Source organism: Treponema sp. OMZ 840 (assembly GCF_050937815.1).
In the GTDB taxonomy this organism is placed as follows: domain Bacteria; phylum Spirochaetota; class Spirochaetia; order Treponematales; family Treponemataceae; genus Treponema_C.
On sequence record NZ_JACDIJ010000001.1, the window covers coordinates 387,856 to 401,058 of the forward strand.

10 protein-coding genes are annotated in these 13,203 nt (G+C 41.8%); 2 read left to right on the forward strand and 8 right to left on the reverse strand.

What is annotated here, in order from left to right; translation table 11 throughout:
- Positions 1–47: 47 nt before the first annotated feature.
- Genes H0R92_RS01885 through H0R92_RS01900 form a run of 4 tightly spaced genes read right to left on the reverse strand, consistent with a single transcriptional unit; the run spans position 48 to position 2,835 of the window.
- The gene (locus H0R92_RS01885; protein WP_432960604.1) at positions 48–491 is read right to left on the reverse strand and encodes a rod-binding protein; all 444 of its coding nucleotides are present in this window, start codon (positions 489–491) and stop codon (positions 48–50) included.
- Positions 492–530: 39 nt separating this feature from the next.
- Positions 531–1,325 carry a flagellar basal-body rod protein FlgG gene (flgG, locus tag H0R92_RS01890; RefSeq protein WP_432960606.1) on the reverse strand — a complete coding sequence of 265 codons (795 nt, stop codon included), beginning with the start codon at positions 1,323–1,325 and terminating at the stop codon, positions 531–533.
- 45 nt (positions 1,326–1,370) lie between these two features.
- Positions 1,371–2,171 carry a flagellar basal-body rod protein FlgF gene (gene flgF, locus H0R92_RS01895; protein ID WP_432960608.1) on the reverse strand — a complete coding sequence of 267 codons (801 nt, stop codon included), beginning with the start codon at positions 2,169–2,171 and terminating at the stop codon, positions 1,371–1,373.
- A gap of 58 nt (positions 2,172–2,229) precedes the next feature.
- Positions 2,230–2,835, reverse strand: coding sequence for a TetR/AcrR family transcriptional regulator (locus tag H0R92_RS01900; protein WP_432960610.1), 606 nt, complete (start codon positions 2,833–2,835; stop codon positions 2,230–2,232).
- A 210-nt stretch (positions 2,836–3,045) separates the two neighbouring features.
- Here H0R92_RS01900 and H0R92_RS01905 point away from each other — a divergent pair, with 210 nt between their 5' ends.
- Positions 3,046–4,137, forward strand: coding sequence for an efflux RND transporter periplasmic adaptor subunit (locus tag H0R92_RS01905; protein WP_432960612.1), 1,092 nt, complete (start codon positions 3,046–3,048; stop codon positions 4,135–4,137).
- Positions 4,134–8,753, forward strand: coding sequence for an efflux RND transporter permease subunit (locus H0R92_RS01910; RefSeq protein ID WP_432960613.1), 4,620 nt, complete (start codon positions 4,134–4,136; stop codon positions 8,751–8,753). Before H0R92_RS01905 ends, H0R92_RS01910 begins: the two co-directional genes overlap by 4 nt.
- A gap of 158 nt (positions 8,754–8,911) precedes the next feature.
- On the opposite strand, the gene secF is transcribed toward H0R92_RS01910, so the two are convergent.
- The 4 genes from secF to ttdB all read right to left on the reverse strand — a co-directional run bounded on the left by secF (position 8,912) and on the right by ttdB (position 13,197).
- Positions 8,912–10,141 (reverse strand): protein translocase subunit SecF, encoded by a 1,230-nt coding sequence (gene secF, locus H0R92_RS01915; protein ID WP_432960615.1) that lies wholly within the window; start codon positions 10,139–10,141, stop codon positions 8,912–8,914.
- On the reverse strand, positions 10,138–11,904 hold the full coding sequence (gene secD / locus H0R92_RS01920) for a protein translocase subunit SecD (RefSeq protein ID WP_432961173.1): 1,767 nt from the start codon (positions 11,902–11,904) through the stop codon (positions 10,138–10,140). The genes secF and secD overlap by 4 nt, the downstream gene beginning before the upstream one ends.
- Positions 11,905–11,927: 23 nt before the next feature.
- Entirely contained in the window at positions 11,928–12,347 is a 420-nt protein-coding gene (yajC, locus tag H0R92_RS01925; protein ID WP_432960617.1) for a preprotein translocase subunit YajC, read from the reverse strand.
- Positions 12,348–12,570: 223 nt separating this feature from the next.
- Positions 12,571–13,197 carry a L(+)-tartrate dehydratase subunit beta gene (gene ttdB, locus H0R92_RS01930; RefSeq protein ID WP_432960619.1) on the reverse strand — a complete coding sequence of 209 codons (627 nt, stop codon included), beginning with the start codon at positions 13,195–13,197 and terminating at the stop codon, positions 12,571–12,573.
- Between the last annotated feature and the right edge of the window lie 6 nt (positions 13,198–13,203).

The window sequence follows — 13,203 nt, forward strand, 5'->3', positions numbered from 1 at the left end:
ATTCAAAAAAGCCTTTTTAAAGGATAAAACTTCGTCAATACGCCGGTCTAGTTTTGCGACAACTGCATATACACTTGATCGGCTAAACCGAAGCCGGCATTTTTAGTCATCGTAACTGCAAGTTCGTCGTAAAACATATCTTCGTACATTTTTTGCGCATAACTTGCTTTTTCGCCTGCAAAAGAGGCGCCCGTTAAAGAGCCGCGCATCGAAGAAAGCATGATTTTTATAATATAGGATTCAAGTTCAAGCGATTTTTCGTACAAAAGGCTTGTTTTATCTATTTTTTTTTGAGCGGAAGAAGCCGACGCCGAATTTGCGGCCGCCCCGGAAGGAAGGGCGGTTTTATCGGCAGCATTTGTAAAGCTGTTTTTAAAATCGGAAACATAATCGCCGTTTATTTTATAGTCAAGGCGTTTTTGTATGTTTTGAGCCGCCTCTATATCGCGCGCGCCGCCGTAACGCATCATAGCACCGTTTATTATGTCCATTCCCCTACCCCTTTATGGTTATTTACCGTTTGACGGTATTTACCGCTTTAAGCCGGCGGCCGTTGCAAGCATCGAATCGCTTGTTTGGATTGCCTTGGAGTTAAACTCGTAGGCGCGCTGTGCGACAATCATTTGCACCAATTCGTTTACAACCGAAACGTTCGACATTTCCAAAAACTTGTGGATGGTTTTTCCGAATCCGTCAAATCCGGGGCGGCCGGGAATCGCCTCTCCGGAAGCGTTTGTAACGATAAAAAGGTTGTCCCCTTCGGCTTGCAAACCCACAGGGTTCGGAAAGCGGTATAACTCCAACTGGCCTATATCGAGCGGATCGTCGCTTCCGGCAACCTTAACGCTAACCCTGCCCGTTTTGGTAATGTTCAGCGTTTCGATAATAAAATTTTCGGGCATAATGATTTCGGGCATTACGCGAAGCCCGTTATTCGTTACCAGCTGTCCGGTCGAATCGACTTTAAAAGAACCGTCTCTTGTGTAAGCGTAGCTTCCGTCATACTGCTGAACGCGGAAAAAACCTTCGCCCATAATGGCCACATCGCTTATGTTTTCGGTATTTTGCAAAGAACCCTGATTAAACATGCGCTGGGTTGCGCCCAAACGTACACCGTTTCCCATTTGAATACCGACAGGCGTTACCGTATCTTCGGTTGCAGGCGTTCCTGCAAGCTTTAAGTTTTGATATACCAAATCTTCAAACTCGGCGCGTTTCTTTTTAAAGCCTGTCGTATTGACGTTTGCAAGGTTGTTTGAAATCGTGTCTATCTGTAATTGCTGACCGTTCATGCCGGTGGCCGCACTCCATAAACTTCGTACCATATCAGCCCCTTTTATCCTTTAACTGTCCGTTAATATCCTGTCACATTACCCGCGAAGTGAAGCGGTTTTGCTCCACAACACGCTCATCATAGTATCACCGGCTTGTATTGTTTTTTGATTGGCTTCATAAGCGCGGTTTACTTCAATCATTTGAACCATTTCGTTTACAACATTTACATTTGAAGTTTCGACAAACCCCTGTAAAAAAGCGGGACGTTCTTCGCCTTCCGCTATATAGGCGGGACCCGAAATATCCGTTTCGGCATATAAACTCGAACCTTGTTTTTTCAAATAACGTTCGTTTTCGAAGCGGACGGTTTTAAAACGCTCTATTTCGCGCATATCTTCGGAATCGTATATAATGCCGTCCTTATCGATAAAAAATTCGGTATCCGCAACATAAATCGGGCCTTTTTCGCCTAATACGGGATAACCGTCCTTCGTTTCAAGCAAGCCCTCTTTACCTATCATAAAGTTGCCGTTGCGCGTATAGCGTTCTCCTCCAGGAGTTTGCACGGTAAAAAAGCCTGCTGCCGAAAAAGCGACATCCGTTTTGCTGCCGGTTTCTTTATACGAACCTTGTGAAAAATCGGTAAACGATTCGTTCGTTTCGACGCCGAGGCTCATTTTACCGATAATGGGTGCGGCATCGGCGGATCCGAGTGAAATTTTATACACTCCGTCATCGTTCGTGCGCCGAATGAGCAATTCGGAAAAATTCTTACTGACCGCAGTATCTCTTTTAAATCCGGTCGTATCCACATTCGCCAAATTATTCGCAATGACGTTCAAACGGTTTTGCTGTGCATTCATACCGCTCGAACCGATATACCATCCTCTAATCATAGTACCTCTACTGTTATATTATCGGAGGCTTTAATTTTTCACTTTAGCGACAGATATTCTATTTTATAAAAAACGATGCGGAAGCTTCACGGATAAGTAAACTGACGGTTTCCGTAATTTGACGCACCGTTCCCCGCATTTGCCCCTGTACAAAACTTAAATAAACGGAAATAAGCCCGCCGGCAAACAACTCCAAAGCTATTTCGAACTGGGGATTGGTACGCACTTTTTCCGGCACCGTTTTGTCTGAAGAAATATAATCGATCAGTATTTTTTTTATTTGGTCGGTAAAGCCGATCGATGCGGTGTTTAAATTAATTCTGCGGTAAAAATCAAGATTTGCGGTAAGTAAAGCTTCGACACGGATTAAAAGCGGATCGGGATTTTTTAAAAAATCGGCAAAATCAAAGTCCGCCAAAAAACCCTGAACGTCTCCCACAATTTCATCGACAATTTCCATAAGCACATCCATGGGATTTGAATAATGGGCATAAAAGGTTCCCCTGTTCAAATCGGCCGTACGCACAATATCGGAAATGGAAATCTTGTCAATGGTTTTTTTTTGCATAAGGCTGACGTATGCATCCCGTATAAGGCGGCGCGAACGGGCGGCGCTGCGGTATTCGGCTTTTTTTACAAATGCGTTTTTTTCAATATCAGACATTTTTAACCTCTTTTATGCATTTTTGATAATTTACCGCTTTTTTGTTGTTGCGGTATTCACACTACATTATTATACTGTATTGACATTAAAAAATCAACACATGATTGATTTTGGTATAATGTGTTATTTTGTAATAAAAATTGTTGACGGAATATCCGCAGTATGCCGCAGACATTCCGCCAATGTAAAAAAAGGACGTATTCGGCTTTGATGGAAAAAAAACTGTCTTGTAAATTTGTGCGGCGACTTTTGTTTATACTGCCGGCAATTCTCATACCTTTGGTTGCCGTTTTGATTTTTAAGAAAAAACCAGACGAATACCATCCTCCCGCTCCGGCGGTAACCCTTATTCAAGCGCAAAGCAAAACCATTGCACAGGGAATTACATTGAGCGGCTACATAGAAGCCCTCGCCCCCGTTCCGGTTGTGCCGTTGGTAAGCGGTATAATAACCGATTACCCGGTAAAAACGGGTATGAAGGTTGCCGAGGGCGATATTCTCGCACAAATAGATAAAAAACACTTTATCCAGCAAATGCTTCAAGCAAAGGCTGTATACGAAAGTTTTGACAATGCATATAAGCGTATCGATTCTTTATATGCATCAAATGCCGCTACACAACAAGACTTTGAAACGGTTAAAGCACAGCGCGACAGTTCAAAAGCCGCATACGAGCTGGCCTTGCTCCAGCTTGAACATACCGATATAAAAGCTCCGATAAGCGGAACGATTTTAAATGCACCGCTTTCCAAGGGCAGTTTGGGAAATCCGCAGCAGCCCATAGCCCTTATAGCGGATTTAAACAATTTGGTTGTCCGATTAGACATACCTGAAAAATATTTCAATCTTTTTACCGGCACACAAAAAAACTTAATCGTATATATAAGCAAATCAAAAACCGCATACAACGGTAAAATACGGCCGAATGCACAAACAGACACTGTAAGTCCGTATATTCAAGCGAATACAAAAACATTCCGTACTGTGTTTACGTTAAATGAGGATATGCATGACTTTATGCCGGGTATGTTTGTATACGTTCATATCATATACGATATAAAAGAAAATGTAGCGGCCCTGCCTTTGGAGGTTTTAAAAACGGACGGAAGTTTTTACACATACTCACCGGAAAACAATACCGTGAGTAAACACAGTCTGCCGATTACAATCAAAAACGACGAATATTTTATGATACCGGAAGAATTAAAACATGGCTGGTTTGTTCTTTCGGGTCAATACAATATTTTTGACGGGCAAACCGTAACGATTATTACAGATACGGGAGATACGCCGGAGCTATGAAAATATCCCATTATGCCGTAAAACACCCCAGAATTATCGGTATGCTCCTTATCGTTCTTATAACCTTCGGTTTTATATCGCTAAGCGGCATAAATGTAGCCTTTATGGGGGAATTATCGCTGCCGTCAATTGCGGTTATATCGATATATCCGGGTGCGGGAGCACAGGACGTTGAACGCGACGTTACCGATATCCTCGAAAACGATTTTGCAACCTTAAACGGATTAAAAAACATAACCAGTTCTTCAAAAGATTCGCTAAGCATCATTACTCTTTTTTTTCAAGACGGTATAGACCCCTATGAGCAGCTTGCGGAAGTGCGCAACCGTATAAACAAAAAACTTGAAGATTTACCCGACGGACTTCAAGGCATTCCGGATGCCCTCGTAGGCGGTTCGGAAATGCTTCCCGTTATAAGCTTTTCGGTATCCGGAGCCGAAGATTCCGCACGGCTGAGCGAATATATCGACGACAGGCTCAAACCCCGTTTAACCTCTCTTTCAGGAGTATCTCAAGTTTCCGTAGCGGGAAGCAAAAAACCTATAGTAAGCGTAAAACTGCGTACAAACGATTTAAAGGCAAAGCAGATTTCCGTTACGGATGTATACAATGCACTGCGATATGCAAACATAAAATTGCCGGCCGGTTCTGCAGAGTACCAAAAGCGAAATATCGATATCCGTTATGACGCTTCTTTGCAAACGATTGACCATATACAAAATATAACCGTGGGAATCGGGGAACATAATGTAATAATCAAATTAAAAGATATAGCGGATATAGGCTTTGATTATCCTAAAGCCGAATCGATAGTATCGGACGGAGAAAAATCTATTGTAGTAATCGATATAAAAAAAAGAAGCGGCGCAAACGTTATGAAAATAGCGAAAGATGTAAAAAAAATACTTGCAGAATCCGCCGCCGATACACACGGAGCTATCGAATATAGTATTATAAACGATGACAGCAGGGTGATAAAAGCTTCCGTTACGACGGTCGTCACTTCCGGGATAACCGGTGTCGTTATGGCAATTCTCATACTGTTTTTATTTTTAAACGATATAAAAGCAACGTGCATTATAGGTATGTCCATTCCTCTTTCGATTTTGTTTACCTTTATCGGAATGAAAATACTGGGTATCAGTATAAACCTCATGAGTTTATCCGGTATGGTTACCGCACTCGGCATGGTTGTTGACGCTTCCATTGTTATGATTGAACAAGTATACCGCTATTATAAACGTATCCCGATACATACGGATACGGAAAATACGGATAAAGAAGATTTTACCGAAAAACTTGAAAAATCAATCTATACGGGTGCGGATGAGGTCGGTCAGGCAATTTTATCGGGCGCGGCAACTACCGTTGTAGTTTTTTTACCCATTGCATTATTAAACGGATTAATCGGTATGATGTTAAAGGATGTAGCTCTTACGCTCATACTTGCATTGAGCGCTTCGCTTTTTACCGCCCTTATTATTGTGCCGTTTTTAATGAGATTACTGTTACAAAAGCAAAATGTAAAAGAAAAAAAACGTTCTCTTTTTAATGTGCAAATTGTAAAACTTGAAAAACAATATGAACGTGTATTAACCAAGGCGTTGAAGGTGCCGAAGACGGTTATAGGAATATCCGTTTTAATACTCGTTTTTACCTTGTTTTTAATCCGGCTTTTGGGCATCAGTTTTTTACCGATTATCGATAATTCGGATTATTATGCAGCTCTCAGCTTTCCGGCAGGATACAGCCTTGAACAAACACATATGCACATGACCAAAGCGGCACAGCTTATTAAAAAAAATATTCCGGAAGTTCAAACGACGATTTTGTATTCGGGATCGGCAGATAATTTTATATCTTCAAAAGGAAATCCCAACGAAGCCTTTACCCATATTATTTTAAAACCCAGATCGCAGCGTAAAAAAAACATTCAAAACATTATAACGGAAACACAGCGGTTACTTTCTCTGTCGATACCCGATGCTCAAATCACGGTAACAAACGGCGGATTTAACAGACTTTTAGGATATGTTGCCGGCGGCGGCGGATTCGGTATCGGTTTGGAAGGAGAAAACATACAAGACCTATATGCCGAATCTTTGCGCTTGTATCATTTTTTAAAAGAAGATTCGGAAACCCTGAGTGTAAAAACGGACACCGCCTTTGACAGCACAAGCTTTGTATTGGCAATAAAACACGAATATATGAACGAATTGGGCATAAACAATTATGAGGCTGCCCTTTCAAGTGTTATTTTATTTCAAGGATTGAATGCGGGGCGTTTTACCGATAAGTTAAGCGGAAAACGCTACGATATATATTTGAGTTCGGATATAACCGATACGCCCCTGAATTCGGATACCTTAGCTGCCATAGAAATAAAAAACGGCGAAGGGCACATGGTCAGTTTTGCATCGATTGCAGATGAAAAAATAGAACAAAACCTTTCTTCAATAAATCATACAAACCGCACAAAAAGCATAAATATATCGGCCGTATTGGTAAACGATAATACGGCAGGAATACATAAGCGCTTGCAGTCGTATTTGCAAAAAAATCCTTTAAAAAGAGGCATACGCAGTAAGTCAATCGGCATTATGGAATTATTGGAAGACTCTCTGCCGCGCATGATACGGGCTTTGCTTATAGCGTGTTTTTTGGTATATACGGCTATGGTACTGCAATTCGAACGTTTCCGCCAGCCGCTTTTAGTTATGGGCGCAATACCTTTTTCCATAATCGGCGTTACATTCGGTTTACTGATTTTCGGATCAACAATGAGTCTTATAGCTCTTTTGGGAATTATTTCGCTTGCGGGTATAGTCGTCAATAACGGTATTATTCTTATCGACTATATTAACTTAATACGCAGCAAACAAAGTAAAACAAACCCGGAAAGCGAACGGACATTAATACAAAACATTATTAAAGCGTGTGCAAGCCGTGTGCGCCCCATCTTAATGACAACGCTTACCACACTGTTGGGCATTATACCTATGGCGCTTGCCCGCGGTGAAGGGGCCGAAACATATACCGCTTTGGCACAAGCAATTGCAGGAGGATTGGTAAGTTCTACTCTCATAAGTTTGCTTTTAATTCCCGTTTTATATTACCTAACCGAATTGCGCCGGCTCAATATACAGCAGGGCATAAAAAACAAAATTCCTTTAAAACAAATAAGTTGTCTGTTTATTGTGCTCTTATCCGCTTTAAGCGCACAGAAACTGTACGGGCAAAAAACGCACGATTCGTCTTTTCAAGATTTATCTTCTCAAACGCAAACAAAGGTTTACACATATTCCGATTTATTATATGCGGCGGAACAAAACAATCCGGCAATCCGAAAAGCCCGTGAAGAATTCCTGCAAAGTACTTTTGACACAAAAAATGCAAAAGGCGTTTTACAGCCTCATATCGATGCAACAATGAGTGCTTCTTATTTATATAATAATCCGCTTCCCGATATTTATATGGACGCAAAAACCTTATTGCCGCCCGCAATCGCGCAAACTATGGGCGACGGTACAAAAAAAATAATGGATTTTCCCGACAACGACTTTAGACTCAGCCTTTCGGTTGCCCAGCCGATTTTTTTATGGGAAAAGGGTTTTAAAGCCGTTTCGATGTATACGGTTATATCGCGCATCAAGAGGGATATGCTGCAAGATACGCACAATAAAATTGAAATTGAAATAAAAACACGGCTTTGCGCCTTATATTATTTACAGGCGATGCTTCTGCTCACCGATGAACAAAAAAACTATATGCGTGCGCTAAGCCGCACTGCGGACCATGCGGCGCAAAAGGGCAGTATTCTTGAGCAGGAAGCGGCAAAAATACATTTAAACATAGGCGAAATTGAAATAGCCGAGGCACAAATACGAGGCAGCATTGCCGAGCATGTGCTGGAACTGCAAACACTAACCGGTTTGGAAAACTTAAAAGCCGAAAACTTGCCTTGTTTTCCCCATCCTAAAACAAGTGCGGATTTGGGCAAAAACAATATTGAAGCGTCGCTGCGGCGTATTTTGACGGAAAAAGCCCTGAGCGCGCCGGAAGGCAGTATCAGTGCCGCAAAAGCGGGGCTGCGTGCCGCCGAACTTGCCAACAACATATCCGTATTAGATTCATACGGTATTCCCGATATAGTGTTATCGGGAAAACTCGAATACGGCGGCTCCGTTTCTTCATTTCAAAACAACGATTTTTTTACAAAGGATAAATTAAAAGTAATAATCACCGTCAGCATGAACAGTACGCTTTGGGACGGCGGGAAAAAAATAAACGAACAAAAAAGATCTCAAAGCCGTGAAAATGAAGCCCAAGCGGATTTTGATGCGGCCGTTTTTTTTATAAAAGAACTTGTACATAAACAGCTTAATACTATCGAATTGTGCAATATCCGCAGCGCACATCTGGGTGAAAAAGAGCGTATTACAAATAAGATGCTGGAAAAACACGTGCATATGTTCGAATCCGGCTCGGGTTCCGAAACTGAGGTTTTGCAAAGCCGTGCCGAAAAAACACAGATTAAAATACAACTGCTTGAACAACACCTTATACGTGACGCGGCTCTTTTTACGCTCGAATATCTAACGGGAGCTCCGCTTTAAAAACCGGATAATTTAAATACCGGATGCGTAAAAAACGAACGCTTTAAACAAAAAAAGCTGCCGTAAGCACTTAAGCTTTCCGACAGCTTCACATTAAAAACAATTCAAAAAATCAAAAAATTTTTAAAACCATCCGCCGTTAACGCACATGCACAGCATTAAACCGTAAGCACGGAAACGGCGGCTTTTTTTTCTTCATCGGAGGGTTTCCAATTACGCCGTACCAAGGCAATAAAGGCACTCGCAATCATAATGGTCGAATATACACCGGAAATCATACCTACGATAAGAGCTAACGCGAATTCCTTCATACTGCCGGAAGTAAAAAAGTATAAAGCAAAAACAGCCAACAGTGTTGTAACGGTGGTAATAACCGTACGTCCCAAAATTTCGGTTTGAGAAATATCGAGCAGCTCTTTAAATGTAGCAACCTTTACCGTCTTTACGTTTTCACGTACCCGGTCCAAAACAACGATCGTATCGTTGATGGAATAACCGATAATAGTCAAAATTGCGGCTATCATTGTCGAATTCATTTCTAGACCGGCCCAAGAAATAAAGGTGAGCATAATAAGGGCGTCATGGGTAATCGCCAATACGGCACCGAGGGCAAAATCCCAACGGAAGCGTATTGTGGAATACAGCCAAATCAGCAATAATGTCGCCGCAACCAAAAGTACGGATTGTATGACAAGGGTAGATGAAAATTGCGAGCCTATAAAGTCCGTCTTTATAACGGCAACCATATCTTCACCGAAACGAGATATCAGCGAAGCATTGATAAGGCTCTGAAGCTTTTTACTTGCTTCCGGATCGCTTCCGTCATCGCCTGCACGAATTTGAAAGGAATTACTCTTCGAATCGCCCATCATTTTTACGGAAACATCACTCATAGCGGAAAGTGCCGAACGCACATCTTCAACGGTATAATCACCGGTATTGTTTCCGATATAATGCAATCTAAACGGATTTTCTCCCAACAAGCTCGAAGATTCGGAGTTTGAAAACAAATCAACCGCTTTTTGATCCTGTGACGCTTTAACAACAGCTTTGATGCCTTTTATTTCATTAAGAGCGGACGCCACTTCACCTACGGTGCGGTATTTGACATAGGGTATCTCATAAGAGGCATTTTCGGCTCCGACACCGCTTACGACCACAGTCAGTCCGATACCGGATACTTGCACGGAAACATTTGCAGGTCCCGTATAGGCAAGTTCCAAGGCGGTCGGTGCAATACGCACATCTTCGATTAAACCGGCTTTAAACTCAATACCGAGATTTAAGCCCTTTACGGTCAATGCATATACACCGGATAAAATAATCAAAACACTGATAACAACACAGGGAATAAAAGCTTTGCTAAAACGAATTATTTTTTTACTCATTTTTTAATCCCCCAACCGATATTGATTTTTTCCCGATGCAAGGTTTGCGTACCGAAATCGAATATAAGGCGGGAAACGATTAAAGCGGTAAATACCGATGAAAAAACACCGATGGCCAAACTGACGGCAAAACCCTGTATGGGGCCGGTACCCAATTGGGATAAAAACAAAGCTGCAATAAAGGTGGTTATATTGGAATCCATAACGGCCCATAATGCCCGGTCAAAACCCGCATTTACCGCCGCAGCACGGCTTTTTCCCAAACGCAATTCATCGCGTATACGTTCGAAAATAATAACGTTTGCATCTACCGCCATACCGAGCGTTAAAATCATACCCGCAATACTGGGCAAGGTGATTGTAAGACCGAATGCCGACAAAATACTGAACATCATAAAAAGGTTTAATATTTGCGCTATAACCGCATTGATACCGGCACCGGTATACCATATAAGCATAAAAACCAAAACCAGGGACAAGCCCAATAAAACGGCTTTTATGCCCTGACGGATAGTTTGCTCTCCCAAAGAAGCTCCGACCGTTTGCTGACTTTCAACCGTAAGCGGCACGCTCAGCCATGCCGTTTGCAATACTTTTTGAAGATTATGAGCTTCTTCAACACCGAAGCCGTCAATAGCTACATTGCCTCCGGGTATGGCCGTTTTTATGCGCGCATAAGATTTTACTTTATCGTCGGATACGATAGCTAAAAAGTCGTCGACATGATTTGCCGTAAATTCGCCGAAAATAACGGCGCCTTCGGTATCAAGCGTAAGATGCACTTCGGGTCTGCCCAAACGCCCGGATCCGACCGTAGCAGACTTAATATGCTTTCCGTCAAGTACGATATCTTTTTTTATAACCAAATAGCCTTGACGTTCGTCCAAACCGTAATCGTCTTTTGAATATAAGCCCAAAACTTCCGTATCCGGGGGAATAATTGAAGGGTCCAAAAGTTTACCGGAAGCGGTAAAAGTATCGGCCATATGAGAAGCATAGTATTGATTAAAAACTGAAGTCGCTTCCATATCGACAAGGCGGATATTTAAAATTCCCTTGCCTAAAATGATCGTATTGATACGGTCAGTTTCCGCCGCACCGGGGATTTCAATATAAATACGGTCTTCTCCCTGTTTACGGATAACCGGTTCGGATAAACCGAATTTATCTATGCGGCCCCTGAGTGTTTCGACCGCTTGCGTCATAGCCTGCTCTCTAAAAGCGGCTTCGTTATCTACGGAAACGCTGCCTTTTTGAGCTTCAACGGCTGCATCAAGATCCGCTTTTACAATAACGCTCATGCCGCCGGACAAATCCAAACCCAGCTTTACCGCACGGCTGTAACGATTTTTAGCCTTTAATATTTGCGACCGATAGCGGTTTTCAAAAATAACACGGGCTTCGGCCGCCGCTTTTATAGGATCGGCCGTTTCATCGCTTAAAATAAGCAATGCTTCGCGGACAGTCATCGGAGAAGAAGGAGTTTTACCACTTTTTTTATAAAGCTTTTTCGCTTCTTTTTCAAGCCATGCATATTCGCTGCCGAGTACCGCAGTACGGTCGGCACGCTGTATTTCTTTGAGAGTGTTTACATCTTGCGCCGCCATAACACTCGAATAATCTTTTATCTTTTCCAGCGAACTTAATGCCAGTGTTTGCACTTCTTTCGGAGTACCCGCATACCAAACCAATGAGGGCCACAAGAAGACAAAACACAGGGCAATAACCGCAAGAATAAGAACAAAGCGGCTTCTCTTATTCATCATTTACTTTCAGCTCCGCATTTTTATTTTTCGGCCGAACCGTTTTTATCGGCAGTCGAAGATGCCGATTTTTCTTCAGCACTTTTTTTTGCTTTTCCGAATAAAGACTTTTTTTCGTCCGATTTTTCGTCGGCTTTTGCAGGCTTATCAACAACAACCGTTGCAATAGCCGAACGTGTAAATTCGATTTTTGTATTATCGTCTACTTTTACGATCACGGTTTGTTCTTTTGTGGAACTGATGGTACCGTGAATACCGCCGATAGTAATGATTTTATCGCCTTTTTTTAAAGCTTCAATCATTTTTTGAGTTTCTTTTTGCTTTTTATTTTGAGGTCTGATAATAAAAACGTAAAAAATAACAAAAATAAGCGCGATGGGCAGCATCATGCTTAAAAGAGAGCCCTGCGGAGCAGCGGCTTGCAGCAATGACATAACATACATACGAATGTCCTTCCTTATGATTTTAAAAATACTTGTAGTACAGAATAACACAAAACCGTAAATCCAGTCAAGCATGAAAAAAACACAAACCCGCAAGGGTAAAAACCGTGTACACTTTTTATATACAGTCTACCGTTGCGGGTTTGAATGTTTGAAAGAAGCGATGGTTAATATTCTTAAATATTAACCATACGCGCCCTCCAGTTAAAAAATGCAATTTAAATTATTTAATAAACTTAACGTTTTTACTTATTTTTTCAAGAGCCGTTTCTTTTCGCCGGTTATAAACAATTTTCTGTTCTTCAAAATAGTTCCTTCCGTATGTATCGATTGAAACAATAAGCGGCCCGAATTCTTTTACACGACAATTCCACAGGGTTTCGGGCATACCTAAATCCTGCCATTGCGCACATATAATCTCTTCAACCGCTACAGCCGCTACAACAGCATTTCCCGCAGGAATCACACAGTGCAAACATTTAAAATTTTTACATGCATATTCTGTATTGTGTCCCATGCCTCCTTTTCCGATAATAATTTTTACACCGGTTTGTTCAATAAATTCCTTTTCGAATTTTTCCATGCGCATAGAAGTTGTAGGACCTACGGAAACCATTTCAAATTTGTCATTTCCAAGAGAACGGATAATCGGCCCGGCATGAATAATCGCACTATCCCGTACATTTACCGGAAGCGGTCTTTGTTCTTCCACCAAACGCCTGTGAGCAACATCACGGCATGTCGTTAAGCTCCCATTTAAATAAATTATATCACCAATATGAATATCCCGGAGATCATTATCGCTGATCGGTGTTGTAAGAATTTTTTTCCCGTCTTTAATTTCTACCATAAGATT

Bases quoted from the DNA above. Each gene is read 5' to 3' on its own strand.
- secD (WP_432961173.1), bottom strand. From the start codon at position 11,904: ATGAATAAGAGAAGCCGCTTTGTTCTTATTCTTGCGGTTATTGCCCTG.
- H0R92_RS01900 (WP_432960610.1), bottom strand. From the start codon at position 2,835: ATGTCTGATATTGAAAAAAACGCATTTGTAAAAAAAGCCGAATACCGC.
- secF (WP_432960615.1), bottom strand. From the start codon at position 10,141: ATGAGTAAAAAAATAATTCGTTTTAGCAAAGCTTTTATTCCCTGTGTT.
- H0R92_RS01885 (WP_432960604.1), bottom strand. From the start codon at position 491: ATGGACATAATAAACGGTGCTATGATGCGTTACGGCGGCGCGCGCGAT.
- H0R92_RS01910 (WP_432960613.1), top strand. From the start codon at position 4,134: ATGAAAATATCCCATTATGCCGTAAAACACCCCAGAATTATCGGTATG.
- flgG (WP_432960606.1), bottom strand. From the start codon at position 1,325: ATGGTACGAAGTTTATGGAGTGCGGCCACCGGCATGAACGGTCAGCAA.
- flgF (WP_432960608.1), bottom strand. From the start codon at position 2,171: ATGATTAGAGGATGGTATATCGGTTCGAGCGGTATGAATGCACAGCAA.
- ttdB (WP_432960619.1), bottom strand. From the start codon at position 13,197: ATGGTAGAAATTAAAGACGGGAAAAAAATTCTTACAACACCGATCAGC.
- yajC (WP_432960617.1), bottom strand. From the start codon at position 12,347: ATGTATGTTATGTCATTGCTGCAAGCCGCTGCTCCGCAGGGCTCTCTT.
- H0R92_RS01905 (WP_432960612.1), top strand. From the start codon at position 3,046: ATGGAAAAAAAACTGTCTTGTAAATTTGTGCGGCGACTTTTGTTTATA.